Source organism: Rhodanobacter sp. FDAARGOS 1247 (assembly GCF_016889805.1).
Lineage (GTDB): Bacteria > Pseudomonadota > Gammaproteobacteria > Xanthomonadales > Rhodanobacteraceae > Rhodanobacter.
On sequence record NZ_CP069535.1, the window covers coordinates 2,217,606 to 2,244,544 of the forward strand.

The 26,939-nt window shown below is 67.4% G+C and carries 27 protein-coding genes and 2 tRNA genes; 25 read left to right on the forward strand and 4 right to left on the reverse strand.

Annotation, left to right across the window (positions count from 1 at the left end; translation table 11 throughout):
- The first annotated feature begins 137 nt into the window (after nucleotides 1-137).
- The 22 genes from I6J77_RS10080 (at nucleotide 138) to I6J77_RS10185 (ending at nucleotide 18,421) form a co-directional block, all read left to right on the forward strand.
- Nucleotides 138-905, forward strand: coding sequence for a TatD family hydrolase (locus tag I6J77_RS10080; protein ID WP_204108873.1), 768 nt, complete (start codon nucleotides 138-140; stop codon nucleotides 903-905).
- A 66-nt stretch (nucleotides 906-971) separates the two neighbouring features.
- On the forward strand, nucleotides 972-1,496 hold the full coding sequence (locus I6J77_RS10085) for a MarR family winged helix-turn-helix transcriptional regulator (RefSeq protein WP_204108874.1): 525 nt from the start codon (nucleotides 972-974) through the stop codon (nucleotides 1,494-1,496).
- An 11-nt stretch (nucleotides 1,497-1,507) separates the two neighbouring features.
- Entirely contained in the window at nucleotides 1,508-2,986 is a 1,479-nt protein-coding gene (locus I6J77_RS10090) for an efflux transporter outer membrane subunit (RefSeq protein WP_204108875.1), read from the forward strand.
- Nucleotides 2,973-4,175 carry an HlyD family efflux transporter periplasmic adaptor subunit gene (locus I6J77_RS10095; protein ID WP_204108876.1) on the forward strand — a complete coding sequence of 401 codons (1,203 nt, stop codon included), beginning with the start codon at nucleotides 2,973-2,975 and terminating at the stop codon, nucleotides 4,173-4,175. Before I6J77_RS10090 ends, I6J77_RS10095 begins: the two co-directional genes overlap by 14 nt.
- 8 nt (nucleotides 4,176-4,183) lie before the next feature.
- Nucleotides 4,184-5,749: a DHA2 family efflux MFS transporter permease subunit gene (locus I6J77_RS10100; protein ID WP_204108877.1), complete on the forward strand. Its 1,566-nt coding sequence runs from the start codon at nucleotides 4,184-4,186 to the stop codon at nucleotides 5,747-5,749.
- Nucleotides 5,750-5,828: 79 nt separating this feature from the next.
- The gene (phaR, locus tag I6J77_RS10105) at nucleotides 5,829-6,326 is read left to right on the forward strand and encodes a polyhydroxyalkanoate synthesis repressor PhaR (protein WP_204108878.1); all 498 of its coding nucleotides are present in this window, start codon (nucleotides 5,829-5,831) and stop codon (nucleotides 6,324-6,326) included.
- A 124-nt stretch (nucleotides 6,327-6,450) separates the two neighbouring features.
- On the forward strand, nucleotides 6,451-7,212 hold the full coding sequence (gene phbB, locus I6J77_RS10110; protein WP_204108879.1) for an acetoacetyl-CoA reductase: 762 nt from the start codon (nucleotides 6,451-6,453) through the stop codon (nucleotides 7,210-7,212).
- Between the two features lie 236 nt (nucleotides 7,213-7,448).
- The gene (locus I6J77_RS10115; protein WP_204108880.1) at nucleotides 7,449-7,724 is read left to right on the forward strand and encodes a hypothetical protein; all 276 of its coding nucleotides are present in this window, start codon (nucleotides 7,449-7,451) and stop codon (nucleotides 7,722-7,724) included.
- Nucleotides 7,725-7,871: 147 nt separating this feature from the next.
- Nucleotides 7,872-9,278 carry an NAD(P)/FAD-dependent oxidoreductase gene (locus I6J77_RS10120; protein ID WP_204108881.1) on the forward strand — a complete coding sequence of 469 codons (1,407 nt, stop codon included), beginning with the start codon at nucleotides 7,872-7,874 and terminating at the stop codon, nucleotides 9,276-9,278.
- Nucleotides 9,271-9,678: a DUF3293 domain-containing protein gene (locus tag I6J77_RS10125; protein WP_204108882.1), complete on the forward strand. Its 408-nt coding sequence runs from the start codon at nucleotides 9,271-9,273 to the stop codon at nucleotides 9,676-9,678. The genes I6J77_RS10120 and I6J77_RS10125 overlap by 8 nt, the downstream gene beginning before the upstream one ends.
- Before the next feature lie 59 nt (nucleotides 9,679-9,737).
- Complete coding sequence (gene ccmA / locus I6J77_RS10130; RefSeq protein ID WP_204108883.1) at nucleotides 9,738-10,373, forward strand: cytochrome c biogenesis heme-transporting ATPase CcmA; 636 nt, start codon at nucleotides 9,738-9,740, stop codon at nucleotides 10,371-10,373.
- Complete coding sequence (ccmB, locus tag I6J77_RS10135; RefSeq protein ID WP_204108884.1) at nucleotides 10,366-11,055, forward strand: heme exporter protein CcmB; 690 nt, start codon at nucleotides 10,366-10,368, stop codon at nucleotides 11,053-11,055. The genes ccmA and ccmB overlap by 8 nt, the downstream gene beginning before the upstream one ends.
- 9 nt (nucleotides 11,056-11,064) lie before the next feature.
- Complete coding sequence (locus I6J77_RS10140; protein WP_204108885.1) at nucleotides 11,065-11,823, forward strand: heme ABC transporter permease; 759 nt, start codon at nucleotides 11,065-11,067, stop codon at nucleotides 11,821-11,823.
- Between the two features lie 5 nt (nucleotides 11,824-11,828).
- Complete coding sequence (gene ccmD / locus I6J77_RS10145) at nucleotides 11,829-12,026, forward strand: heme exporter protein CcmD (protein ID WP_204111455.1); 198 nt, start codon at nucleotides 11,829-11,831, stop codon at nucleotides 12,024-12,026.
- 24 nt (nucleotides 12,027-12,050) lie between these two features.
- Complete coding sequence (ccmE, locus tag I6J77_RS10150) at nucleotides 12,051-12,536, forward strand: cytochrome c maturation protein CcmE (protein WP_200946173.1); 486 nt, start codon at nucleotides 12,051-12,053, stop codon at nucleotides 12,534-12,536.
- Nucleotides 12,533-14,518: a heme lyase CcmF/NrfE family subunit gene (locus I6J77_RS10155; RefSeq protein ID WP_204108886.1), complete on the forward strand. Its 1,986-nt coding sequence runs from the start codon at nucleotides 12,533-12,535 to the stop codon at nucleotides 14,516-14,518. The genes ccmE and I6J77_RS10155 overlap by 4 nt, the downstream gene beginning before the upstream one ends.
- Nucleotides 14,515-15,057, forward strand: coding sequence for a DsbE family thiol:disulfide interchange protein (locus I6J77_RS10160; RefSeq protein WP_056714676.1), 543 nt, complete (start codon nucleotides 14,515-14,517; stop codon nucleotides 15,055-15,057). The genes I6J77_RS10155 and I6J77_RS10160 overlap by 4 nt, the downstream gene beginning before the upstream one ends.
- A complete protein-coding gene (locus I6J77_RS10165; protein ID WP_056714679.1) occupies nucleotides 15,057-15,503 on the forward strand; it encodes a cytochrome c-type biogenesis protein in 447 nt (148 codons plus the stop codon). The genes I6J77_RS10160 and I6J77_RS10165 overlap by 1 nt, the downstream gene beginning before the upstream one ends.
- The gene (locus I6J77_RS10170; protein WP_204108887.1) at nucleotides 15,500-16,552 is read left to right on the forward strand and encodes a hypothetical protein; all 1,053 of its coding nucleotides are present in this window, start codon (nucleotides 15,500-15,502) and stop codon (nucleotides 16,550-16,552) included. Before I6J77_RS10165 ends, I6J77_RS10170 begins: the two co-directional genes overlap by 4 nt.
- A 2-nt stretch (nucleotides 16,553-16,554) precedes the next feature.
- On the forward strand, nucleotides 16,555-17,679 hold the full coding sequence (locus I6J77_RS10175; protein WP_056766174.1) for a homoserine O-acetyltransferase: 1,125 nt from the start codon (nucleotides 16,555-16,557) through the stop codon (nucleotides 17,677-17,679).
- A gap of 47 nt (nucleotides 17,680-17,726) precedes the next feature.
- On the forward strand, nucleotides 17,727-18,308 hold the full coding sequence (locus tag I6J77_RS10180) for a cysteine dioxygenase family protein (RefSeq protein WP_056714687.1): 582 nt from the start codon (nucleotides 17,727-17,729) through the stop codon (nucleotides 18,306-18,308).
- A 27-nt stretch (nucleotides 18,309-18,335) separates the two neighbouring features.
- Nucleotides 18,336-18,421, forward strand: a tRNA-Leu gene (locus I6J77_RS10185).
- 39 nt (nucleotides 18,422-18,460) lie between these two features.
- On the opposite strand, the gene I6J77_RS10190 is transcribed toward I6J77_RS10185, so the two are convergent.
- Nucleotides 18,461-20,398: a formylglycine-generating enzyme family protein gene (locus tag I6J77_RS10190; RefSeq protein ID WP_204108888.1), complete on the reverse strand. Its 1,938-nt coding sequence runs from the start codon at nucleotides 20,396-20,398 to the stop codon at nucleotides 18,461-18,463.
- Nucleotides 20,399-20,507: 109 nt separating this feature from the next.
- Between I6J77_RS10190 and rnd the strand changes: the two genes are divergently transcribed.
- Together rnd and I6J77_RS10200 are read left to right on the forward strand one after the other, a co-directional pair.
- A complete protein-coding gene (gene rnd, locus I6J77_RS10195) occupies nucleotides 20,508-21,623 on the forward strand; it encodes a ribonuclease D (protein ID WP_204108889.1) in 1,116 nt (371 codons plus the stop codon).
- 178 nt (nucleotides 21,624-21,801) lie between these two features.
- Nucleotides 21,802-21,877: transfer RNA gene (locus I6J77_RS10200), tRNA-Ala, on the forward strand.
- Nucleotides 21,878-21,931: 54 nt separating this feature from the next.
- On the opposite strand, the gene I6J77_RS10205 is transcribed toward I6J77_RS10200, so the two are convergent.
- From I6J77_RS10205 to ppk1, 3 genes are all read right to left on the reverse strand, one after another.
- Complete coding sequence (locus I6J77_RS10205) at nucleotides 21,932-22,135, reverse strand: hypothetical protein (protein WP_204108890.1); 204 nt, start codon at nucleotides 22,133-22,135, stop codon at nucleotides 21,932-21,934.
- A gap of 57 nt (nucleotides 22,136-22,192) precedes the next feature.
- Nucleotides 22,193-23,170: an alpha/beta hydrolase gene (locus tag I6J77_RS10210; protein WP_239308912.1), complete on the reverse strand. Its 978-nt coding sequence runs from the start codon at nucleotides 23,168-23,170 to the stop codon at nucleotides 22,193-22,195.
- A gap of 83 nt (nucleotides 23,171-23,253) precedes the next feature.
- A complete protein-coding gene (gene ppk1 / locus I6J77_RS10215) occupies nucleotides 23,254-25,416 on the reverse strand; it encodes a polyphosphate kinase 1 (RefSeq protein WP_204111457.1) in 2,163 nt (720 codons plus the stop codon).
- Between the two features lie 230 nt (nucleotides 25,417-25,646).
- Between ppk1 and I6J77_RS10220 the strand changes: the two genes are divergently transcribed.
- Nucleotides 25,647-26,894 carry an MFS transporter gene (locus tag I6J77_RS10220; protein WP_204108891.1) on the forward strand — a complete coding sequence of 416 codons (1,248 nt, stop codon included), beginning with the start codon at nucleotides 25,647-25,649 and terminating at the stop codon, nucleotides 26,892-26,894.
- The last annotated feature ends 45 nt before the right edge of the window (nucleotides 26,895-26,939 follow it).

Below are 26,939 nucleotides of genomic sequence, written 5' to 3' on the forward strand. Positions count from 1 at the left end.
CTGCATTGCCGGGTGCGAGCGCAATAACATGCGAGTTCATTGAACCTTGCTCCAACTGAATCGGAGTTAGCTCGGTCCGGCTACATTATCTTCACGCCATCACGACATTTCTCTCGGCCACGACACGAAAATCGACCATGCGCAAGATCGCCGACAGCCACGTGCATCTCAATGACTCCGCTTTCCGGGACGACGGCGACCAAGTCATTGCACGGGCACTCGAGGCTGGCGTGGACACCATGGTCGTGCCGTCCGTGGATGCCGCCAGCTGGCCGGTCATCGGCGAGCTTTGCGGTCGTCATCCTGCATTGCATCCGGCGTGGGGTCTCCACCCGGTGTTCCTGTCGAATCATGTTCCCGCGAATGTGCAGGCGCTGTCTTCGCTGCTGAACGACAGCAGACCGGTGGCGGTCGGCGAGATCGGGCTGGACTTCCATCGCGAGGACCTGGACCCGGACATGCAGCGCGAGTACTTCCTGCGCCAATTGGAACTGGCACGCGAACACGAACTCCCGGTGATCGTGCACGCCCGCAACGCGCTGGAGGAAGTCATCCTCACCCTGAGGCGCCAAGGCGGGTTGCGTGGCGTGGTGCACAGCTTTTCCGGCAGCGAGCAGCAGGCCCGCCAACTGTGGGACATGGGTTTTCACCTGGGCATCGGCGGCCCGGTGACCTACGAACGCGCGCAGCGACTGCGCCGCATCGTGGCCGGAATGCCGCTCGAATTCCTGCTGCTGGAAAGCGACGCGCCGGACCAGCCGGACGCGTTCCACCGCGGTGAGCGCAACGAGCCGGCCCGGGTGGTCGAGGTCTTGCGCTGCGTGGCCAGCCTGCGCGGGGAATCGGAGCAGCATGTCGCCGACCTGACACGTGCCAACACCCGGCGCCTGTTCGGCATCTATTGACGGATACTTGCAGGCGTCGGCCACCTGCTGATATTTTACTTCACTGGTGAAATATGAATCAGTGAAATGGATCGGTTGAAGCAGTGCATCGCGATGATGGACGAGGGCATCGGACGGGTGAGCGGGATCATTCCGCAAATGCCTGCGGCCGAGGCACGCCTGTGCCGCCTGATGCTGATGCTTGGGCAGGACATCGAGGAGGAACTCGAGTCCGAGCTGAAGCCGAACAAGCTCAATCACAGCGAATTTCTCACCCTGATGATCCTGTACAGCCGCCCCGACGGGATCTCCACGCCCGGCGAGCTGTGCGATTACACCAACCAGGGCGCGACCAACATGACCCGCATCGGCAACGCGCTGGTCAAGCGTGGCCTGATCAGCCGCGGCGCCGGCGCCAGCGACCGGCGCAAGGTGGTGATCCGCATCACTGCGGCAGGTCGGCGGCTGGTGCAGAAAATGCTGCCGCCGATGTTTCCCCGCCTTGCCAACATGTTCGCCGGCTTCAGCGCCACCGACAAACGTCAACTTGACCGTCTGCTGCGCAAACTGGCCGGCAACCTCGACCAACTGGGCGAAAGCCGCCACCCATGAAGGAAACCCCGATGAAGCATGCCCCGCATTGCGGTCGCACCGTGCTTGTCGCCGCCATCGTGCTGATGCTGGCCGGCTGTGCCCGCGCCCCGGCCAAGCTGGACACACCCGCGCTGCGCGACGAGGCGCCCCTGGCCGGTCTGCAGACAGCCGTTCGCCCCGGCTGGCCCAGCGCCGAATGGTGGCGGCAGTACAACGATCCGCAACTGGACGACCTGATGGGCCGCGCGATGCAGCAGTCGCCGGACCTGGCGCTGGCACGCAGCCGCGTGGAGAACGCCGAGCAGTCGGCGAAGCTGGCGGCGGCCCAACTCGGCCTGTCGGTCAACGGCAGCGCGCAGGTGTCGCGCACGCGGATGAGCGACCACGGCCTGATTCCCAGCAAGTTCCTTGGCTTCAGCTGGTACAACCAGGCCGATCTCGGCGTGCAGCTGGAATACGATTTCGACTGGTGGGGCAAGAAGCGCGCCACCATGGAAGCTGCGCTGGACCAGGCGCGCGCCGCCCAGGCGCAGCGCAGCGCCGCCGCGCTGGCGATCCAGTACGCCGTGGCCGACACCTACTTTGGCTGGCAGGCCGACCAGGCGCGGTTGCAGCTGGCCGATCGCCTGCTGGCCACGCAACAGCAGTTCGCCCACATCGCCGATCTGCGCGTGAAACAGGGCGTGGACCTGCCCGACGAGGCACAGAAGGCGCGTGCGCAGCTGGCGGCGGTGCGCGAGATGCGGGTGGCACTGGACGGCTCGGCGAAGATCCGTCGCGTGGCGCTGGCTTCCCTGCTCGGCGTGGCGCCGGCCGAACTGCCGGAGTTGCACGCCAGCCCGCTGCCCGTGATCAACGGCGGCGTACCGGCGGATGCCAGCCTGGACCTGCTGGCCCGTCGCCCCGACATCGCGGCCAGCCGCTGGCAGGTCGAGGCGGCGCTGAAGCAGACCGATGCCGCCCGTGCCCAGTTCTTTCCCGACTTCAGCATCAAGGCGCTGGCCGGCCTGTCCAGCATCGACATGGGCAAGTTGCTCACCGCGGGCAGTCGCACCTTCGCGGTGACACCTGCGCTGCACCTGCCGATCTTCAACGGCGGCACGCTCGAGGCCAACTACGGCGTCAGCAAGGCCCAGCTCGATGCCGCCGTCGCCCAGTACGACAGCGCGGTGCTGACCGCCGCCCGCGAAGTGGCCACCCAGTCGCTGAGCGCCGAACAGGTCGCGGCCCGCCTGCGCGAACAACAGGCCCAGCTGGATGCCGACAAGGTCCTGCTGGCCAATGCGCAGGCGCGTGCCCGCCAGGGCGTGCGCGACCTGCGTGAAAGCCTTGGCGCCAAGGCGACCCTGCTGCAACAGCGCGATGCCGCCACCCAGTTGCAGGCACAGGCGCTGAGCACGGATCTCGCCCTGATCAAGGCGCTCGGCGGCGGTTATCGCAGCGCCGACGATGCCACCTCCCCTTCCTCTTCTGTCAATGCCGGAGCTTCCGACCATGAGCGCCACTGAATCCGAAACTGTCGACAGCAATGACAGCGGCATGGCCGCGAAGAATCCGGCCAAGCGCCGGCGCGCCCTGCTGATCGTCGCCGCGGTGTTCATCCTTGCCGGACTGATCTGGTTCCTGCTGTGGCTGTTCGTGTTTTCCACCCGCGTGAAGACCGACAACGCCTATGTCGGCGGCAACCAGGTGGCGATTTCAGCCCAGGTACCCGGCACCGTGGTGGCCATCCTCGCCGACGACACGCAGCGCGTGGAAGCCGGCCAGGTGCTGGTGAAGCTGGACGCCACCGACGCCGAGACGCGGCTGGAGCAGGCCCGCAGCGCGCTGGCCCAGGCCGTGCGCGGCGTGCGCCAGCAGACCAGTTCGGCCACCGGCGCGGACGCCCAGGTCGCCACGGCCAGGCTCGCACTGAAGAAGGCCCAGGCCGACCTGCAGCGCCGTCTGCCGCTGATCGCCGCCCAGGCCGAATCGCCGGAGATCGTGCAACATCTGCGCGACGGCGTGGAGCAGGCGCGGGCCGCGGTGGACGCCGCCGAGGCGCAGGCCGCCGCCGCGCACGCCGCGATCGAAGGCACCGACGTGGCGCAGAACCCGGTGGTGCTGCAGGCCCGCGCAAACTTCCGCGCCGCCTGGGTCGCCGCACAGCGCAACGCGATCTATGCGCCGGTCTCCGGCTACGTGGCCGAACGCAGCGTGCAACTGGGCAACAGCGTGCAGCCGGGCCAGCAGCTGATGACCGTGGTGCCGCTGCACGACCTGTGGATCGACGCGAATTTCAAGGAAAGCCAGCTGCGCCACATCCGTATCGGCCAGCCGGCGAAAGTGGTGTCGGACCTGTATGGCAGCGATGCCGAGTACCACGGCAAGGTGATCGGCCTGGGCGCCGGTACCGGCAGCGTGTTCTCGCTGCTGCCGGCGCAGAACGCCACCGGCAACTGGATCAAGGTGGTGCAGCGCGTGCCGGTACGCATCGCGCTGGACAACAAGGAGCTGGACAAGCACCCGCTGCGCATCGGCCTGTCCACCGACGTGACCGTCGACATCCACGATGACCAGGGCGGCGTGCTGGCCAGCACCGCGGCACAGCAGCCGGTGGCGCAGACCGACGTCTACGACCAGATGGCCAGCAAGGCCAATGCGGAAGCGGACCGGATCATCCGCGCCAACCTGCCCCATCTTGCCGCCGCCCACTGAGCCGGACCATGGCCACCACGCCAAACGACGCCACCTCCGACGCCGCCCCGCTGAAGCCTCTGCACGGCGGTCCGCTGGCGCTGCTCACCATCGCCGTCGCGTTCAGCACCTTCATGGAGGTGCTGGACATGACGATCGTCAACGTCGCGGTGCCGCACATCGCCGGCAGCCTCGGCGTGAGCCCCAGCGAAGGCACCTGGACGATCAGCTCGTACGCGCTGGCCAGCGCGATCATGCAGCCGCTGACCGGCTGGCTCGCGCGCCGCTTCGGCGAGGTGAAGACCTTCGTCGGCTCGGTGCTGATGTTCGTGGTGTTCTCGATGCTGTGCGGCCTGGCCACCAGCATGCCGATGCTGGTGATCGGCCGCCTGCTGCAGGGCGCCGGCTCCGGCCCGATGGTGGCGCTGTCGCTGACCCTGCTGCTGTCGAACTATCCGAAGGAGAAACAGGGCATCGCGCTGGCGCTGTGGGCGATGACCGTGGTGGTGGCGCCGATCTTCGGGCCGATCCTGGGCGGCTGGCTGACCGACAACTTCTCCTGGCCATGGATCTTCTACATCAACCTGCCGGTCGGATTGGCGGCGGCGGTGATCACCTGGGGCCTGCTGCGCAAGCGCGAGACGAAAACCTACAAGGCGCCGATCGACATGATCGGGCTGGTGTTGCTGGTGGTTGGGGTGGGCGCGCTGCAGTTCATGCTGGACAACGGCAACGACCACGACTGGTTCTCCTCGCCGATGATCCTGGTGCTGGGGCTCACCGCACTGATCTGCCTGACCTTCCTGATCGTGTGGGAGCTGCATGCGAAGCATCCGGTGGTCGACCTGTCGCTGTTCCGGCAACGCAACTTCACGGTTGGCGTGATCAGCTTGTCGCTGGGCATGTTCGCGTTCTTCGGCATCAACGTGGTGTTCCCGCTGTGGCTGCAGATCACCCTGGGCTACACCGCCACCTGGGCCGGCCTGGCCACCGCACCGGTCGGCGTGCTGGCGTTCCTGATCGCGCCGATCCTGGGCAAGAACATGCACAAGCTGGACCTGCGCGCGGTGGTGACGTTCGCGTTCCTGGTCTTCGCCGGTACCGCGTACTGGTTCTCCACCTTCGACAGCTCCGCTTCGTTCTCCACCCTGGTGATCCCGCGTTTCGTGATGGGCCTGGCGATCCCCTGCTTCTTCATCCCGCTGAACCAGGTCTACCTGTCCGGCCTGCCGGTGGACCAGATCGCCAGCGCCTCGGGCCTGTCCAATTTCTGCCGCACGATCGGTTCGAGCGTGTCCACCGCGATCATGGTGACGCTGTGGCAGCATCGCGGCGAGACCCACCATGCCACGTTGACGGAGTACGTCAGCCCCGGCCATCCGGCTGCAACCCAGTTTGTCGGACAACTGTCGCATACCGGGTTGTCGCATACGCAAAGCCTGGGTCTGATCGACCAGTTGCTGACGCGCGAGGCGCTCACGCTGGCGGTGAACGACGTGTTCTGGGCCTGCGCGATCCTGTTCGTGCTGCTGATTCCGGTGCTGTGGTTCGCCAAGCCGCCGTTCGGCAGCGCCGGCGGCGCGGTCGGCCACTGATTTGCTGCGGCCGGCGGCCGCAGCATGAAAACTCCCGTCCGACTGGTGCGGCGCAATATCTTCTGCTAGCGTTCGCCGCATGGCACAAACAAAGCGCACCATCAAGAAGTATCCGAACCGGCGTCTCTACGACACGGAAATCTCCAGCTACATCACGCTGGAGGAAGTCCGCCAGCTGGTGCTGGACAACGAGGACTTCGAGGTCCGTGACGCCAAGAGCGGCGAGGACCTGACCCGTTCGGTCCTGCTGCAGATCATCTCCGAGCACGAGGACAAGGGGCAGCCGATGCTGTCGCCGCAGTTGCTCAGCCAGATCATCCGCTTTTACGGCGATTCGCTGCAGGGCTTCATGGGGCCTTACCTGGAGCGCAGCCTGCAGGTGTTCCTCGACCAGCAGACGCAGTTCCGCAGCCAGCTCAACAGCCTGATGGGCCAGACTCCCTGGAACACGCTGAACGACCTGACCGAGCGCAACATGGCCGCGTTCCAGGCGATGCAGCGCGGGCTGATGGACACCGCCGCCCAGGTCATGCCGACGCCGCCCGGCGGCACCCGCGGCGGCAAGAAGTCCGGCTGATCCGGACCCGATCGACGGCGCGCATCGACGCGCCGTCCGTTTGTCAGCCCCACCTTTTCCGATTCGGCCGTTGCAGCACAGCACGTGCTGCCTTGCGGCATGATCCTCCCATGGATGCACCGCGATGAACCCAGCCACCCTTCCCCAACGCATTGCACTGGTCACCGGCGGCATCGGCGGCCTGGGTACGGAAATCTGTCGCCAGCTGGCCGGCGCGGGACGTCGGGTGATCGCGCTGGACCTTGCCTCGCGCGAAGAGCGCGTGGCCGCATTCCACGACGAAGTGAGCGAGTTCGACGGCGCCATTACCTTCGAGGCCGCTGACGTCAGCGACTTCGACAACTGCCGCGCGGTGATCGAACGCATCGAGCAGCAACACGGCAGCGTCGACATCGTGGTCAACGCTGCCGGCATCACCCGCGATGCCAGCCTGCGCAAGATGACCGCGCAGCAATGGCACGAGCTGATGCACGTGAACCTCGACGGCGTATTCAACTTGTGCCGTCACGTGGTCGACGGCATGACCGCCCGCGGCTTCGGCCGCATCGTCAACATCAGCTCGGTCAACGGCCAGACCGGGCAGTTCGGTCAGACCAACTACTCCGCCGCCAAGGCGGGCGTGCACGGCTTCACCATGGCGCTGGCACGCGAGACCGCACGCAAGGGTGTCACCGTCAACACCGTTTCGCCGGGCTATTGCGACACGCCGATGGTGGCCGCCGTCTCCGAAGAAATCCGCACGCAGATCATCGCCGGCATTCCGGTCGGCCGGCTTGGTTCGCCCGCCGACATCGCCCGTGCCGTGGCCTTCCTCGCCGCCGACGAAGCCGGCTACATCACCGGCGCCAACCTGCCGGTCAACGGCGGCTATTTCATGAGCTTCTGAAGGCGCCTCTGTCGGCAGCGCAGCTGCCGGATTGCCGACAGGTCAAAGCGTGTGCCGATCCGCTGCTTTTATGTATGATCGAAACACCACTTTGACATGGATTTCGGAGCACGGACGGATGACGCAAGAAGCCTTCCACGGCGCATTGGATACGCTTGCCAGGAACGCCGTTGCCAAGGCGGTCGAGCTCAACGTGCCTGTCCACTACTTCTCTTGAGCCGGCACGAGGAAATCCCATGCGTTCCATAAGCGAAAACGACCTATCCGTCATCATCCCCTTGTTGGCGGAAAAAATAAGTGCTCTAAAGCAAGAACTTGCCCATGGCGACGGCAGGGAAGACGACATGACGGACGCAGAATTCGACGCACATACGGATGCCTCCGACCTGCTGTCCTCATATATGGGGACGATGGACAACGTCGCCGAAGAATATGAGTCGGCACGCGCTGAAGGAATCATCCTCCCAAGCCTTGAAACCTTGACCCAGCGATTCTGCCAGCCCACGAATTGAGCCAGGGGTTAACGCTTGATCCTGCTGCGGCCGCGCATTCAGGCTGTTCCTTCACAACCGGCCGGATTCTGATTGACCTTCGCTCCACACCTGAAAGCCTCCTGTTCAGGTCAGTTCAAAAATGCACGGCCATTGACGACACCTGACATGACGCAATCTCCTCGCATCACCCTCATCGGCGGCGGCCTGGTCGGCGCGTTGCTGGCGCAGCAGCTGGCGCAACGCGGCTTTGCGGTCGAGGTATTCGAGAAGCGGCCCGATCCGCGGCTGGCCGGCTTTCTCGGTGGCCGCTCGATCAACCTGGCGCTGGCCGAGCGCGGCCTGCAGGCCTTGCGCAGCGCCGGGCTGGCCGACGACGTGCTGCAACGGGCGGTGATGATGCGCGGCCGCATGGTGCACGATCGCGACGGCCACAGCGCCCTGCAGCGCTACGGCGTGGACGACAGCGAGGTGATCTGGTCGGTCTCGCGCGGCGCCCTGAACATGCTGCTGCTGGATGCGGCCGAGGCGGCGGGGGTCACCTTTCATTTCGGCCAGAGCCTGGTCGCCGCCGATTTCGAGCGGCAGCGCATCCGGCTGGCGGACGCCGCGGGCGTGGAACGCGAGCAGACGGTGGGCCTGCTGATCGGTGCCGATGGCGCCGGCTCGGCCTTGCGCACGGCGATGAACGCCCATGCGCCGCTGGGCGAGCGGATCGAAGCATTGGGCCACGGTTACAAGGAGCTGGAAATTCCGCCCGCCGACGAGCTCGCGGCCACGCTGCAGCAACTCGGCGGTGGTCGCGACCAGTACGCGCTGGAGCCACATGCGCTGCACATCTGGCCGCGCGGCGGCTACATGTGCATCGCGCTGCCGAACACGGAAGGCAGTTTCACGGTCACCCTGTTCCTGCCCGCGCAAGGCGCGGCGCCGAGCTTCGCCAGCTTGCCCGGCTCGACCGCGGCGGCAGCGTTCTTCAGCGAACAGTTCCCCGGCCTGCTGTCGCTGATCCCGCGCTTCGCCGAAGACTTCGACCACAACCCGGTCGGCACGCTGTCCACCCTGTACCTCGACCGCTGGCATCTGGACGGCCGCGCGCTGCTGGTCGGCGATGCGGCACATGCCATCGTGCCGTTCCACGGCCAGGGCATGAACTGCGGCTTCGAGGACACCGTGGTGCTGGCGAACCTGCTGGCCGCGGCGCCTGGCGACAGCACCGAGGTGTTCGCCGAATTCCAGCGCGTGCGTCAACCCAACGCCGACGCGATCGCCGCGATGGCGCTGGAAAACTACGTGGAAATGCGCGACTCGGTGGCCGACCCGCACTACCTGGCCAAGCGCGAACTGGGCGCGCTGCTGGCCGCCCGCATCCCCGCCCATTACATGGCGCGCTACCGCATGGTCACCTTCACCCACCTGCCCTATGCCTATGCGCTGGAACGCGGCCGCGCCCAGGATCAATTGCTGGAACAACTGCTGCGCGAGAATCCGAACGTGGCGACGATCGATATCGACGCGGCGGCAGCATTGTTTGTCTCCACCCTGCCTCCGCTGCCGGCGCTGCGTCATGGATGAGGCCCTGCTCGAAGCATTCCGCTCGACCGCGTACCACGTGTGCATCGACACGGTGAACTGGGCCACGATCCGGGTCGACCTGCCCTTGCCCGCCGCATTGGCCGAGGTGGTCGGCGGCCGCTCGTGGGCCTTCATCACCGCCTGGAATCCACAGGCACGCCGCCGCGCACCGGCCGAGAACCTGGCCGCCCAGCACGCCTTGCTGGACGCCCTGCAGGCCCAGCCCGGCGCCATCGTGCTGCCGGCCATCGGGGTGGGCAGCAGCGGCTGGAGCGAGCCCAGCCTGTTCGCCATCGGCCCGGACCTGGCCATCCTCGATGCACTGGCGAGGGCGCACGGGCAGCTGGCCTATGTGCATGGCGAGGCCGCCGGCGCCGCCATGCTGCGCACCGTGGCCTGAAGCTTCAGCGGCAGTGCGCCGCATGGACAGCACCGGCGCCATTGCGGACAATCGCGGGAATGACTGCCGCCAGCACCGCCGTGCCCCTGCTCCAAGCGCGGGCCCTGAGTTTCCATCGCCAGGACGAACCGGTGTTCGCGCCGCTGGATTTTCAGCTGCACGCGGGCGAACTGGCCCTGGTCGAGGGCGACAATGGCAGCGGCAAGACCACCTTGCTGCGCATGCTGGCCGGCCTGCTCCACCGCGGCGAAGGCGAACTGCTCTGGCGCGGTGAGGCGCTGCAGCGCGACCAGTGCGCAGGCCAGATCCTGTTCTTGGGTCACCAGCTCGGCCTCAAGGCGGACCTGAGTCCCCGCGAAAACCTGCGCATCGCCGCGGGCCTGCATGGCACGCGCGAAGGCCTGGGCATGGCTTCCGTGCTGGCCGACGTCGGCCTGCGCGGTTACGAAGACGAGCCGGTGCGGCGCCTGTCGGCCGGCCAGAAGAAGCGCGCGGCGCTCGCCCGGCTGGTTCTGCTGCCGGCCACGCTGTGGCTGCTCGACGAGCCGTACGCGAACCTGGACCGCATCGGCATCGCCCTGGTGAACCATTTGCTGGAAAAGCACACCGACGCCGGCGGCGCGGCGATGGTCACCAGCCACGGCACGGTGAGCTTCCACGGCGGCGAGCCGCGACGGATCCGCATGCATGGCTGAGCATCCCGGCCTTGCCACCGCCTGCGCCGCGATGCTGCGGCGCGACCTCACCCTGGCCTGGCGCCGGCGCGGCGACATCGCGATGCCGGTGCTGTACGCGCTGATCGTGACCATGCTGTTCCCGTTCGCGCTGGGGCCGGAAGACACCTTGCTGCAACGGATCGCCGGCGGCGTGATCCTGGTCACCGTGCTGCTGGCGATGCTGCTGGCGCTGGATGCGATGTTCTCCAGCGACATCGAGGACGGTTCGCTGGAACAGCTGGTGCTGGCGCCGCAGCCGCTGGCGCTGATGCTGGGCATGAAAATCCTTGCGCACTGGATCACCACCGCGCTGCCGCTGATCGTGATTGCGCCGCTGATGGCCGCGATGCTGCACCTGCCCGGCGCGGTGATTCCCGTGCTGTTGCTGGCCCTGCTGCTGGCCACGCCGCTGCTGAGTCTGCTGGGCGCGGTGCTGGTGGCGCTGACGGCCGGCACCCGGCGCTCTGGTATGCTGCTGGCCCTGATGTTGCTGCCTTTGTGCGTACCGGCCGTGATCTTCGCCGCCGGCGCCGTGGCGGCTGCCCAACAGGGTTTGCCGTGGCTTGCACCGATCGCCTGGCTCGCTGCCTCGCTGGTGCTGGCCGTGGTGCTGGCGCCGCTGGCCTGCGCCGCCGCCCTCCGTATTGCCCTGGACGCATGACGATTCACCATGTCTAACTGGATTCCGCTCTGGTTGCACCGGCTGAGCTCGCCGCCAACCTTCTACCGCTTCGCCGGAACGCTGCAGCCATGGGCGATGACGCTGGCCCTGCTGCTGGGTGCGGTGGCCCTGTACGGCGGCCTGGTGCTGGCCCCGGCCGATTACCAGCAAGGCGATGCCTACCGGATCATCTTCATCCACGTGCCCAGCGCGTGGATGGGCATGTTCATTTACGCGGTGATGGGCGTGGCCGGTTTCATCGCGCTGGTCTGGCGAATCAAGCTGGCCGAGGTCGTGGCGATGCAATCGGCGCCGATCGGCGCGGCGTTCACCTTCATCACCCTGGTCACCGGTTCGCTGTGGGGCAAGCCGATGTGGGGCACCTGGTGGACCTGGGATGCGCGGCTCACTTCCGAGCTTGTGCTGCTGTTCCTGTTCCTGGGCGTGATCGGCCTGTACCACGCGTTCGAGGATCGCCGCCAGGGCGCTCGCGCCGCCGCCTTCCTCGCCATCATCGGCGTCATCAACGTGCCGATCGTGCATTTCTCGGTGAACTGGTGGAACACCTTGCACCAGGGCAGCACGGTCAACGTGTTCGGCAAATCCACCATGTCCTGGGACATGCTGTGGCCACTGCTGACGATGACCCTGGCCACCAAGTGCTACTACGCCGCCAGCCTGTTCCGCCGCGTGCGCACCGACCTGCTCGAGCTGGAAGGCGGCAAGGACTGGGTGCGCCAGATCGCCGAAAACGAGGCCGACCGATGAACGCCCTGCAGCATTTCCTGGCGATGGGCGGTTACGCCGCCTATGTGTGGCCGGCCTATGCGCTGTTCTTCCTCGTGCTGATCGCCGACACCATCGCGCCACGCCTGCGCCGTCACCGCGTGCTGCGGGAACTTCGCGCACGGCTGGCGCGTCAGAGCGTGCGCCAGGAACGCAAACCCCCTTCCACTCCAGCATCCCCCTGACCGGGGCGGTTTTCGACCATGCCCATGAACCCCACCCGCAAGCGCCGACTCACCATCGTGCTGTCGATCCTCGCCGCGGCCGTCGTCGCCGCCGTGCTGGTCGTGCTGGCGCTGCAGAACAACATGAACTACCTGCTGACGCCGAGCCAGGTGCAGTCGGGCGAGGCGGCCAGCTACAAGACCTTCCGCCTCGGCGGCATGGTCAAGGCCGGCTCGATCCAGCGCGCCAGCGACTCGCTCAAGGTCACCTTCACCGTGGTCGACGCCGGCGGCGCAATGCCGGTGGAGTACACCGGCATCCTGCCCGACCTGTTCCGCGACAACCAGTCGGTGATCGCCACCGGCCACATGGACAACGCCCGCTTCGTCGCCACCGAAGTGCTGGCCAAGCACGACGAGACCTACATGCCCAAGGAGCTGAAGGACGCCATGGCCAAGGCGCATGAAGGCAAGAAGGTCGAAGAAGGCGCTGCAGCTCAGGACGCCATGCAGGGAAACCCCAAGCCATGACCCCCGAACTCGGCCAACTCGCGCTGATCCTCGCCCTGCTGCTGGCGCTGGCGCAGAGCATCCTGCCGCTGGTCGGCGCGTGGCGCGGCAATCGTGCGCTGATGGCGGTGGCGCGCCCGGCGGCGGCCGGTCAGGCGGTGTTCGTGGCGATGGCGTTCGGCATCCTGGCCTGGGCGTTCCTGCGCTTCGACTTCTCGGTGCAGTACGTGGCCGACAACTCGAACCTGGCGCTGCCGTGGTATTACCGCATCGCCGCGGTGTGGGGTGCGCACGAAGGCTCGCTGCTGCTGTGGATACTGATCCTCAACGTGTGGACGATCGCCCTGGTGGCGCTGAGCCAGAAGCTGCCCGAGGTGTTCGCCTCGCGGGTGATCGCGGTGATGGGCCTGATCGCGGTGGGCTTCCTCGCCTTCATCATCTTCACGTCGAACCCGTTCGGACGGCTGTTGCCGATGCCGGGCGACGGCGCGGACCTGAACCCGGTGCTGCAGGACCCGGGCATGACCTTCCATCCGCCGATGCTGTACATGGGCTACGTCGGCTTCTCGGTGGCGTTCGCGTTCTCGATCGCCGCCCTGCTCGGCGGCGAGCTGGAACAGGCCTGGGTGCGCTGGGCGCGGCCGTGGACCAACATGGCCTGGGCCTTCCTCACCTGCGGCATCGTCGCCGGCAGCTGGTGGGCGTACGCCGAACTGGGCTGGGGCGGCTGGTGGTTCTGGGATCCGGTGGAGAACGCCAGCTTCATGCCGTGGCTGGTCGGCGCCGCGCTGATCCATGCACAGGCGGTCACCGAGAAGCGGGGTTCGCTGCGCGCGTGGACCATCCTGCTGTCGATCTTCGCATTCTCGCTCTCGCTGCTGGGCACCTTCCTGGTCCGCTCGGGCGTGCTCACCTCGGTGCATGCCTTTGCTTCGGACCCGCGCCGCGGCGTGTTCATCCTGGCCTTCCTCACCATCGTGGTCGGCGGCTCGCTGCTGCTGTACGCGCTGCGTGCACCGAAGGTGCTGGGCGGCAAGGCGTTCAACGTGGTGTCGCGAGAAACGGTGCTGCTGATCGGCAACCTGATGTTCGCCGTGGCGGCGGCCATGGTGCTGCTGGGCACGCTGTTCCCGCTGATCGGCGATGCGCTGAACCTGGGCCGGATCTCGGTGGGCCCGCCCTACTTCGGCTTCCTGTTTCCGCTGCTGATGGCGCCGGTGGTGCTGCTGATGCCGTTCGGCCCGTTCCTGCGCTGGGGCAAGGGCGATGCGCCGGTGCTGAAGGGGCTGCTGCTGCGGGTCGTCGTCGCCGCGCTGGCCTGCGCGATCGTCGCGGCCTTCCTGGTCGACGGCAACCTCAAGGCGATCGTCGGCGTCGCCGCCGGCGTGTGGGTGGTCGTCGGCGTGCTGCTTTATGCGATCAAGCGCTGGCGTGAGGCACCGCGTGGCCGGCGCTATCCGGGCGAGATGGCCGGCATGCTGCTGGCGCATCTGGGCGTGGGCATCTTCGTGATCGGCGTGCTGCTGTCCGAATCGCTCAGCGTGACCCGCGACGTGCGCATGGCGCCCGGCGAGACCCAGCACATTGGCAGCTACGATTTCCGCTTCGACGGCGTGCACCACACCGCCGGCCCGAACTGGACCGCCGACCAGGGCACGGTCACGGTCACCCGGGGCGACAAACAGATCGCGGTGATGCATCCGCAGAAACGCACCTACCCGCGTGGCCAGGTGCAGACCGAATCGGCCGTCGACGCCGGCGTCACCCGCGACCTCTACGTGGCGCTGGGCGAGCCGATGGACGCGAACAACCTCGAAGGCGCGTGGGCGCTGCGGCTCTACACCAAGCCGTTCATCCGCTGGATCTGGGGTGGCGGCCTGCTGATGATGCTGGGCGGCGTGGTCTGCGCCACCGACAAGCGCTTCCGCCTCAAGCGGGCGGCGAAGGCTGAAGGTGTCGTCGATGCCGGCGCCACGCTGCAGGTCGGGGAAAGCCGCGCATGAACCGCCTGCTTCCTTTCATCGGCTTCATGCTGTTGGTCGGCCTGTTCGGCTTCGGCATCTGGTGGAACACCCAGCACGACCCGAACGCGATCCCCACGCCGCTGCTGAACAAGCCGGCGCCGGAGTTCAACCTGCCCAAGCTGTACGAGCCGGCGCAGAAGGTCAGCAAGGCCGACCTGCTGGGCAAGCCCTACCTGCTCAACGTGTTCGCCAGCTGGTGCATCGAATGCGGCGTGGAGCACCCGGTGCTGAGCGCCGAGGCGCCGACCCTGGGCGTGCAGCTGGTCGGCTACAACTACAAGGACCCGCCGGCGGACGCGAAGAACTGGCTGGCCAAGCACGGCAATCCTTACGCCCTGCTGATCGCCGACGAACCGGGCAACACCGCGATCGACTTCGGCGTGTACGGCGCGCCGGAAAGCTTCCTGATCGATGCGAAGGGCGTGATCCGCTACAAGCACATCGGCCCGATCACGCCCGAGGTGATGGCGAAGGAACTGAAGCCGGCGATCGCGGCGATGCTGAAGGAGGCGCCGTGATGCGCCGGTTGCTGCGGGTGTTCCTCGTCGCTTCGCTGTTGCTGGGCGGCTTCGCTTACGCGCAGGCGATCGAGCCGATGCCGTTCAAGGATCACGCGCAGGAACTGCGCTTCCAGCACCTCACCCATCAGTTGCGCTGCCCGATGTGCCAGAACGAGACGCTGGCCGACTCCAACGCGCCGATCGCCCGCGACCTGCGCAACCAGATTTTCAGGATGATGCAGGAAGGCAAGAGCGACGACGAGATCAGGCAATACCTGGTCGCCCGCTACTCCGAGTTCGTGCTGTACGACCCGCCGCTGACCGTCGGCACTTCGCTGCTGTGGTTCGGCCCGCTGCTGATCCTGCTGGGCGGTGCCGGCGTGGTGCTGGTGCTGATCCGCCAGCGTAGTCGTGCCGCCCGCACCATGGATGAAACACCAACCGATTCCGGGGACGACTGGTGAAGATCGCTTTTGTCGTGATTGCTGCCGCGATGGTCGCGGCGGCACTGGCCTTGTTGCTGTTGCCGCTGCTGCGCCAGGGCCGTGAAGCCGGCCGCCCGCGCAGCGTGTTCGCGCTGGCCCTGCTGATCGCCCTGGTGTTGCCGCTGGGCACCGGCACGCTGTACCTGCTGGTGGGCACCCCCAACGCGTTGAACCCGGCCAGCAAGCAGGCACCGCCCGCGCTGACCATGGACCAGGCGCTGACCGAACTGCGCACCCATCTGCAACAACAGCCGGACGACCTGCAGGGCTGGATGCTGCTGGCCCAGACCAGCAGCATGCTGCGCCAGCCGGCGGATGCGCGCGACGCCTTCGGACACGCACTGAAACTGGACCCGAACAACGCCGAGGCGATGATCGGCTGGGCCGAAAATGATTCGATGACGCGGGCCGACCATCGCATCGAGGGTCGCGCGCGCGAACTTCTCGCGCAGGCGGTGAAGCTGCATCCGGACAGCCAGCGCGGCCTGTGGCTGCTCGGCATCAGCGATTTCCAGAACGGCGACTACCGCGACGCCGCCGCCACCTGGCGTTTGCTGCAACCGCAGCTGGAACCGGGCTCGAACGTGGCCAAATCCGTCGCCGAACAGATCGCCGTGGCCGATGCCCGCGCCGGCGGCGCACCGGCCGGCGCATCGTCGAGCGCCGCCACCAGCGCCCCGCAAGGCGCCGCGCTGCAGGTGCAGGTCGCGCTGGCGCCGGCGCTGAAGGGCAAGCTGGCCGCGGGCGACGTGCTGTTCGTCTACGCCCGCTCGCCGGACGGCCCGCCGATGCCGCTGGCGGTGGCGAAACTCGATCCCGCCAGCCTGCCCGCCACGGTCACGCTGACCGACGCGATGGCGATGACGCCGGCGTTCAAGCTGTCCTCGGTTGCGCAGGTCTTCGTTGGCGCGCGGATCAGCCACGGCGGCCAGCCCGAGGCCCGGCCCGGCGACCTGGAAGGCGACGCCGGGGTGGTCGCGGTGGACAGCACGACGCCGATCAAGATCAGCATCGACAAGGTGCATTGACCATGGGCGACGCGCGCCGTTACCTCGCCCTGTCCTCGCCCTTCCCGATGAAGCGCGGCGGCGAACTGCACGGCGCGCACGTCGCCTACGAAACCTGGGGCACGCTGAACGCGGCCCGCGACAATGCCGTGCTGGTGCTGACCGGCCTGTCGCCCAGCGCACACATGACCTCATGCGACGAGGACCCGACGCCCGGCTGGTGGCAGGACATGGCCGGCCCCGGCAAGGCGATCGACACCGGGCGCTGGTTCGTGATCTGCGTGAACTCGCTGGGCAGCGACAAGGGCTCCACCTGCCCCGCCTCGAACGATCCGGCCACCGGCGAAGCCTATCGGCTGAGCTTCCCCGAACTGGCGCTGGAAGACGTGGCCAACGCGGCGCACGCCGTGGTCGACAGCCTGGGCATCACGCAACTGGCCTGCCTGATCGGCTGCTCGATGGGCGGCATGAGCGCGCTGGCCTACATGCTGCTGCACCCGGGCAGCGTGCGCACCCACATCAGCGTGGACACCGCGCCCCAGGCGCAGCCGTTCGCGATCGCGATCCGCTCGCTGCAGCGCGAGGCGATCCGGCTCGATCCGCAGTTCAACGACGGCCGCTACGACATCCATGCCACGGAGGGCGGCAGTTATCCCGACCTGGGCATGAGCATCGCGCGCAAGCTCGGCGTGATCACTTATCGCTCGGCAATGGAGTGGAACGGCCGCTTCGCCCGCATCCGGCTCGATCCGGAGCAGCGCGAGGACGAACCGTTCGGCCGCGAGTTCCAGGTGGAGTCCTACCTCGAAGGCCACGCCCGGCGCTTCGTGCGCAACTTCGACCCGAACTGCTACCTGTACCTGTCGCGCGCCAGCGACTGGTTCGACATCGCCGAATACGGCCACGGCAGCGTGCACGAAGGACTCAAGCGCATCCACGTCGAACAGGCCATGGTGATCGGCGTCAGCACCGACATCCTGTTTCCGCTGCAGCAGCAGGAACAGATCGCCGAAGGCCTGCAAGCCGCTGGTGCCCGGGTCGAGTTCGTGGCGCTGGATTCGCCGCAAGGCCACGATGCGTTCCTGGTCGACATCGAAAACTACAGCCGCGCCATCGGCGGCTTCCTGAACCGGCTGGCGGCCGGCTGATCGCCGCGCTGCTAAGCTAGACAGCTCCCGCATTCCCCGAGAACGCCATGCTTACCCTGGATTTCCCCGGCAGCCGCACCCTGATCGACGCCATCGACGCTGCCGTGGCCAAGTCGACCACCCACGAGCTCACCGACAGCCTGCGCAACAGCCTGTGCAGGATGATCCGCGACAAGTCGGTGACCCTGCCGGAATGCGTGTTCGAGGCGAATGCCGAACACTACGCGCGGCGCGAACTGTACCGCAGCGAAGAGCACGGCTACTGCGTGGTCGCGATGACCTGGGGGCCGGGCCAGGGCACGCCGATCCACGACCACGACGGCATGTGGTGCGTCGAGGGCGTGTGGAACGGTGCGCTGGAGATCGTGCAGTACGAATTGCTGGAACACGACGACAAGCGCTACTGCTTCCAGCCGGTCGGTTCGATCCAGGCCGGCGCCGGCTCGGCCGGCAGCCTGATCCCGCCGCACGAATACCACAGCATCCGCAACCCCAGCGACGACGCGGTCACCGTCAGCCTGCACATCTATTCCGGCCCGATGGTCCGCTGTTCGGTGTTCCAGCCCCTGCCCGAGGACCGCTGGTACGGACGCGACGTGCGCCAGCTGGGACTCGACCGCGTGCACTGAACCCGGCATAATCCCCCACTCACACATGCCGGTGTGGCGGAATGGTAGACGCGGCGGACTCAAAATCCGCTTGTGGTGACACAGTGGAGGTTCGAGTCCTCTCACCGGTACCAGCTCTCGAAGAACCCCGCCTCGCGCGGGGTTTTTCATGCCTACAGCTCGCGCACCACGCGGAAGCCCACGCGGGCGCTGCGGGCGTCGCCGTTGGCGCCCTGGCGGTAGGCCGACTCGACCTGTTCGGGCGAACTGCCCCAGGAACCGCCGCGCAGCACGTGGGCGCGGCAGCCGGGGTTGACCCAGGCACTGCCGTCGGTGGGCGCACGCAGGTAGCTGTCGTGCCAGCAGTCGACCACCCATTCGGAAACGTTGCCGTCGATGTCGAACAGGCCGAACGGGTTGGCGGCGAAGCTCATCACCGGCGCCGGCCCCCAGTGGCCGTCGCGATAGCCGCGGAAGGCGTTGCTCCAGCGTCGGCCACTGCGTGAGCGGTCGGCGGAGCCGGTCAGGTTCTCCACCGGGTGCGACGGCACCCCGTCGCCCCACCAGTAACGTGTCTTCGTGCCACCGCGCAGCGCGTACTCGAACTCCGCTTCGCTGGGCAGTCGATAAGTCTTGCCGGTGCGCTGCTGCAGCCACGCCGCGTAAGCCGTGGCATCGGCCCAGGACACGTTCACCACCGGCAGGTTGTCGTCGGCCTTGCGACCGGCGTAGTCGTCTTCCCAGGTGGCGGTGCTGTCGTCGCGCAGGACGCCGCTGCGCTCGTCGTACACGCTGGCGCCACCCAGCCGGATCGAATCGGGCACGTAGCCGCTGGCACGCACGAACTCGCGGAACTGGACCACCGTCACCGCACTGCGCGCCATCGCGAAACCGGTGGCGATGGTCACCGCATGTTGCGGTTGCGACGAGGCGAGCCGATCGCTGTCGCCGGCCGGCGCACCCATCATGAAACTGCCGGTGGGAATCACCACCATGGTGGGCGCCTTGCCCTGCAGGTCGACATAATGGTCGGCAAAGGCCTGGCCGGGCTTGTAGCTGGCGTAGAGGCGCGCGTTGACCAGTTGCTCGTCGAGCGCTGGCAGCCCTGTCAGGTCCGGATCGATCGCGCGGACCTGCCCGGCCAGCTTGATGGCCAGGGTCACGTTGCCGGCATCCAGCGCGGTATGCGCCTGGGCAAGTATTCCGCGGGCACGCTGCTCGCGCATGTCGTCCACGCGCTGGTGCACGTCGCGCATCTGCTGGGTGCCGGGACGGATCTGCTGCGCCCTGGCCAGTTCGCCGTCGGCGCCGGCGAAATCGTTCTGCGCCACCGCCGCCAGCGCCCGGTCCAGCACGGCACGCTGCACCTGCAGGATGCCCTGCTCGGCCACGGCATTCTGCGGGTCCAGCTTCTGCACGTCGCGATACAGGTCCAGCGCGCTGCCACCGTCGGGGCGGTCGGCCTTGCCCTGTTGCAGCAGGCCCGCTGCCCGGGCCAGCATCGGGCGCACCTTCTCCAGCGTCTGCAGGCCGGTTTCCAGTTGCGCCACTTCGGCCTCGGCGTTGGGCAGCGTGCGCAAGGCGTCGAGCAGGTCATGCGCGGCGTCCACGTCACCCACCGCGATGTCCTGGTCGATCTCCGCCACCAGGCGCGCACGCACGTCGAACAGGCCCTGCACGGCGCGGCGGCTGTCGGGCTTCTGCTTCAACGCCTGCTCGAACAGGGCCGCAGCGCTGTCCTCGCCGCCGGCCAGTGCGCCCGCATGCAGCGCCCGGGTGGCCTTGTCGAGCAGGGCCACCACTTCGGGCGGGTCGGCGCTGAGCTGTTTGGGCAGGTCGGCCTTGGCGCTGTTGCGCGCGGCGATCACCGCGGCCGGCGCCAGGGTCAGCGGCGGCCCGGCGTTGAGTTCGCTGATCGCCGTTGCGCGCTCCGGCTGCAGGCCGCTGCCCGGCGCCGCGGTGCCCAGCGACATCGAACGTCGCGGCGCCTGGGTCGGATCGACGTGGAACAGGCGCGGAAAAAAGTGATAGGTCAGCGCAAACCCCAGCACGATCACCCCCAGCGCACCACCGAGAAAACGCTGACGCTGCAGGTTGGCGTTGTTCGGCATGGATGGGCGTCCTTGGGCGCGGCCTGTTATCGTGCGCTGCTCACCATAGGCACAAACCGCCGACAGGGCAATCCGCGCGAGTGACTGCGCCGCCTTCCAAGGAGTACCGATGTCATTGCCCGAAACCCCTGCCGCCGACTGGATCGACACGCTCGACGCGCTGCAGGCATGGCTGGCCACGATACCGGCAGACGCCGCCGTGGGCCTGGACACCGAGTTCATGCGGCGCAATACGTTCTATCCGCAGCTGGCCCTGCTGCAACTGGGCTGGAACGGTCGCTACGCCCTGGTCGACCCGCTGGCCTTCGACATCGGCCCGGCGTTGCAGCCGCTGCTGGGCGCCGGTCCGGCCGTCACCATCATGCACAGTGCCAGCGAGGATCTGGAAACCCTCTCGCCGTTGCTGCCCGATGGCCCGCACACACTGTTCGACACCCAGATCGCCGCCGCCTTTGTCGGCATGGGCCTGGGCATCAGCTATCGGGCGCTGGTGGCCGAACTGGCCGGCGACGAACTGGACAAGGGCGAGACCCGCTCGGATTGGCTGCAGCGTCCGTTGACTGCGTCGCAGCGCAGCTATGCCGCGCTGGACGTGGTCTATCTGAAAACCATCCACGAACAATTGAACGAACGCCTGCGCCAGCGCGGCCGCAGCGCGTGGCACGCCGAAGACTGTGCCCGCCTGAAGCAGCGCGCCAGCCATCGTGACGGCGACCCGCAACCGCAACGTGCGCTGCGTGGCGCTGCCGAATGGGCACCCGAACGCCAGGCCCTGCTGCGCCGCCTGCTGCTGTGGCGCGACCGCAGCGCGCGTCGACTCGACGTGCCGCGCCCCTGGCTGCTCGACGACAATCTCGCACTGAACCTGGCCGAGTTGCCGCCGACCCATCTGGCGGACCTGGAACAGCGCAGCCGCGGCCAGCGCGCCCTGCGCTCGGCGCAACGCAGCGAACTGTTCGAGCTGATTGCGCCCACCGTCAGCGCCGAGGAAATCGCGGCGACCGCAAAAATCCCGGCGCACCCGCAGGGCGCGGCGAAGAAGGCGCTGGGCGAGATGAAGCAGCTGGTCGACAGCCGCGCCGGCGAACTCGACCTGCCGCCCGGCCTGCTGTGCCCGCGCAAGGTGCTGGAGGAATACGTGGTCACCGCCGAATGGCCGGACTTCCTCGAAGGCTGGCGCCGCGAGGTGTTGCACGACGACCTGCCCGGGCTGCTGCCGGACTGAGCGTCGCACGTCCTGGTCCGCCGTTCGACCGGGACGCAGGCACGCAGCGCGAAGTCGAAAGGCTCACCCGTCTGCGCAAGCCCGTCCGGCACAGGGTCGATGGATCGCCGCGCTTCACCATCGGCCAGCCGGGGTCTTGGCGAAGCCCACCCACGCTGCTAATATTCGCGGCTTCCGTGGGGCGGTAGCTCAGCTGGGAGAGCGCCACGTTCGCATCGTGGAGGTCGTGGGTTCGATCCCCATCCGCTCCACCACGGATTCACAGAAAAGCCCGCGGCTTCCGCGGGCTTTTTTCTTGGGCGTTCGCCTCACAGGCTGACGAACCGGGGAATCGCGACCAGCACCACGCCGACGATGATCAGCCACGCGGTGCCGCTGACGAAATACGGAAACACCATCAGGGCGATGCCGCAGACCAGCGGCACGATCGCGCGCTGCTTTCTGCCGTAGACGAAGAAGCCCAGCCCGATCGAGCCGAACAGCAGACCCCACCACAGCGTCGAGGCGTTCAAGGCAGCTCCCCACCGTTCATCCCGTGCCGATGCATCGTACTCCGGCGACCCGTGTACTCAGCGAATGATCACTGGCAACGCGGCGACGCGCGCTGCGCGGTCGTCCAGCAGACGCGCGACCGCAGGATCGAGGGTGGCCATGAAGCGCTCGACGGCCAGCGTGTAATCCGAAGGCAGGCCCAGTTGGCGGTTGATCTCGCCATGGGCCAAGTCTTCTTCCAGCACGCTGGCGTGGCTGCCGAACGAGCGCGCCTTGTCGACGAAGGCGTGCGACTGCGCGCACGAATCGACCCGCCGGCTGGAGCACACGGCAAGGAACGGCGCGATGCGGCCGTGCAGGCGCTGCAGGGGCGACGCGGCGCGCCACTCGGCGGGATCGGCACCGAACGCCTCGTCGAACAATGGAAGATGGCGCGACTGCATGGTCTGCACCACGTCCAGGCTGCCGCCATCCAGGGAGATCGTGCCCAGCCAGGGTTGCGCACCCTGCGCCCGCACCAGCCCGGGTTCGGCGCTGATCAGGGCGACCAGGTGGGCGCCGGCAGAATGGCCCATCAGGATGAAGCGCTGCGCATCGCCGCCCCACTGCGGTGCCTGCCGTTGCGCGCTGGCCAGGGCGCGGGCCACGTCGGTGGCCTGCTGCAGCGGTGCGGTATCCGGGCGCATGCGGTAGTTCACCGAGATGACGATGAAGCCGCGCGGCAACCAGCGCGCGAGCTTGTTCGCCACCACGTTCGCCATCGCCTTGTCGCCGCGACGCCAGCCGCCGCCGTGCACCATCAGGATCACCGGTGCGCGCCGGGCATGCGGCGGTGCGTAGACGTCGAAGCGCTGGCGCGAGTCGCTGCCGTAGGCCACGTCGTGGATCACGCGGGTGCCTGCCGGAACCGCCACCGGGGCGGATGCACTGGCGTTGGCGCGTCGTTGCATCAGCGCATCGCGCAGGCTGCCGGCTGTGGCCGGCGGGCTGGCGCTGAGCAGGATCAGCGCCGCGGCGGCGATGGCAGGCATCCATCCGAAAGACAGTCGATACATCGCGCACTCCGCAGCAGGTCGATGACGAAACACTCCTGCAACGCGATGGAACGGAAACGGTGGACAAGCCGGCGGTGCGCGCGTCACCGGCCGGTGACAACCCCGCAGAGCCTCTCCAGCAACCCGGCCTGCATGTTGCGCACCGGTTCGCCGGCAGCCGGCAGCGGGCGCAGGTATTCGCCGTCGGCCTGCAACACGGAGGCGCCCACGTTGTCGGCCAGGCACAGCTCCAGTGTCTCGTGGATGCGCTGTTGCATCCGCTTGCCCTCGATCGGGAACGCCGTCTCCACGCGGCGATCGAGGTTGCGCTCCATCAGGTCCGCGCTGGAGAGATACAGTCGCGGCTCGCCGTCGTTGGCAAACCAGTACACGCGGCTGTGTTCGAGGAAGCGGCCGATGATCGAACGCACCCGGATGTTCTCCGACACGCCCTCGATGCCCGGCCGCAGGCTGCAGATGCCGCGCACGATCAGGTCGACCTGCACGCCGGCCATGCCAGCCTGGTACAGCGCACGGATGACGTTCGGTTCGGTCAGCGCGTTGAGCTTGAGGATGATCCGCGCCGGCCGGCCCGCCGCGGCGTGCGCCGCTTCACCGGCGATCATTTCCAGCAGCCGGGGCTTCAGCGTGAATGGCGCATGCAGCAGCTTCTTCATGTGCAGCACGGTGCCCATGCCGGTCAGTTCGCTGAACAGCTTGTGCACGTCCTCGCACAGCGCCTCGTCGGAGGTGAGCAGGCTGTAGTCGGTATACAGGCGCGCATTGCCGCTGTGGTAGTTGCCGGTGCCCAGGTGGGCATAGCGCACCAGCTCGCTGCCCTCGCGGCGCTGGATCAGCATCATCTTCGCATGCGTCTTGATGCCGACCACGCCGTAGATCACCATCGCGCCGGCTTGCTGCAGGCGCGAGGCCAGGCTCAGGTTCGACTCCTCGTCGAAGCGCGCGCGCAGCTCGACCACGGCAGTGACTTCCTTGCCCGAGCGGGCCGCGTCGACCAGCGCGTCGACGATTTCGGAATTCGCGTTGGTGCGGTACAGCGTCTGCTTGATCGTCAGCACCTGCGGGTCGGCCGAGGCCTGGCGCAGCAGGTCCACCACCGGCGCGAAGGATTCGTAAGGGTGCAGCAGCAGCACGTCCTGCTTGCCGATCACCTGGAACAGGTCGTCGGTGTGGCGCAATTCCTTCGGCAGCGCCGGCGTGAATGGCGGGTACTGCAGGCGCGGGTAGTTCACGTGGCTGGCGATGCGGAACAGCCGCGCCAGGTTCACCGGGCCATTCACCTCGTACAGCTCCGACTCGGTCAGGCCGAACTGCCTGAGCAGGTGCTCGGCCAGGTCCCTGGGACAGTTGTCGGCGACTTCCAGCCGCACCGCATCGCCGAAGCGGCGCGAATAGAGTTCGCCGCGCAAGGCCAGCGCCAGGTCCTCGACGTCCTCCGGGTCCAGCGTGAGGTCGGCGTTGCGGGTCAGCCGGAACTGGTAGCAGCCGAGCACGTCCATGCCGGGGAACAGCTCGTCCACGTGGGCATGGATGATCGAGGACAGCAGCACGTAGTTGTCGCCGCCCTCGCAGATCTCCGCCGGCATCTGGATCAGCCGCGGCAACACGCGCGGCGCCGGCACCACGGCCAGGCCGGAGTCGCGGCCGAACGCATCGACACCGTCCAGCCGCACGATGAAGTTGAGGCTCTTGTTGACCAGCAACGGGAACGGATGGGTCGGGTCCAGTCCGATCGGCGTCACCAGCGGCGCCACCTCCGCCCGGAAATGGCGACGCACCCACAGCTTCTGCTTCTGCGTCCACTGCTGGCGCCGCACGATGCGGATGCCCTGCGCGGCCAGCTCCGGCAGGATGCGCTCGTTGAGGATCGCGTACTGCCGTTCGATCTGCCGGTGCGCGATCTCGCTGATCATCAATAGCGCACGCTTCGGTGGAATGCCGTCCGGACCGATCAGCTCGTGATCCAGCGCCACCTGGCCCTTCAGCCCGGCCACCCGGATCTCGAAGAACTCGTCCATGTTGCGCGAGAAGATCAGCAGGAATTTCAGCCGTTCCAGCAGCGGCGTGCGCTCGTCCAGCGCCTGATCCAGCACGCGGATGTTGAACTGCAGCTGCGACAACTCGCGGTGGATGAACAGCCGGGGATCGCCGAGGTCCACCGCCGGCGCGATCGCCGTCGAGGCATCGTTGGCGGCCGGCGTCGCGGTGCCGGGCGGCGAGCTCTCGTGGATCAGGCGGCTGTTCATGGTGACACCGGCTTGGCTCATGCAGGAATACGTCGGGACATCGTAGCGCGGCAGGGGCAAGGCCCGGGTGACGACGGCCGCGACGGGTCATCCCCGGCTCAGTCTGCCGCACGCGCTTGACGGGAAGATGACAGCCACGCGGCACGGTACCCCCGGCACATGCGGGTTCGCCGCCACTGTCCTAAGGTAGGGCCTCCCCGCGTCGTACCCCACCCAGTCAAACACCGCCCATGCAGACCCGCGTCGAAAGCGCTCCGCTCTCCCCTTCCGCGATCCCCGCATCCACGACTGCCATCCCCGCCAGCGAACCCACCCAGTTCGCCGTGCTCGGCGGAATCAGCTTCGCGCACATGCTCAACGACATGATCCAGTCGCTGATCCTGGCGATCTATCCGTTGTTGAAGGGAAGCTTCCACCTGAGCTTCGCCCAGGTCGGCCTGATCACCCTGACCTTCCAGCTCACCGCCTCGCTGCTGCAGCCGCTGGTGGGCATGGTCACCGACAAGCGACCGATGCCTTACTCGCTGCCGGTCGGCATGGGCTTCACCCTGTGCGGCCTGCTGTTGCTGGCGGTCGCGCCGAATTTCCCCGTGCTGCTGCTGGCCGTGGCCCTGGTCGGCACCGGCTCGTCGGTGTTCCATCCGGAATCGTCGCGGGTGGCGCGGATGGCTTCCGGTGGTCGACATGGCCTGGCGCAGTCGCTGTTCCAGGTCGGCGGCAACACCGGCTCGTCGCTGGGTCCGCTGCTGGCGGCGTGGATCATCGTGCCGCACGGGCGTGGCAGCGTGGCTTGGTTCTCGCTGGCCGCCCTGCTGGCCATCGTGGTGCTGCTGCAGGTGGGGCGCTGGTACGGCCGCCATCACGTGGCGCGCAGCAAGTCGCCATCGCGGCACCTGGACGTGATCGCCCTGTCGCGCAACCAGATCATAGGCGCGCTGGCAATCCTGGGCCTGCTGATCTTCTCCAAGTATTTCTACCTGGCCAGCCTCAGCAGCTATTACACCTTCTACCTGATCCACAAGTTCGGCGTGTCGGTGCAGAGCGCCCAGGTGCACCTATTCGTGTTCCTGTTCGCCGTCGCCGCCGGTTCGCTGATCGGCGGACCGGTGGGCGACCGCGTGGGGCGCAAGTGGGTGATCTGGGTGTCGATCCTGGGCGTGGCCCCGTTCACCCTGTTGCTGCCCCACGCAAACCTGATGTGGACGGGTGTGCTCACGGTGGTGATCGGCCTGATCCTGGCCTCGGCGTTCTCGGCGATCCTGGTCTACGCGCAGGAGCTGATTCCCGGGCGCGTCGGCATGATCTCGGGACTGTTTTTCGGCTTCGCCTTCGGCATGGGCGGCATCGGCGCCGCGATACTCGGTGGCCTGGCCGACGCGCACGGCATCGAATATGTCTATGGCCTGTGCGCGTATCTGCCGCTGATGGGGCTGATCACGGTGTTTCTGCCGAATATCGAGAAGCGGGTTCGCGATTGATGCGCGCGCGGGGCGCTTTGGCTCAAAGCGGGAGAACTGAATTCA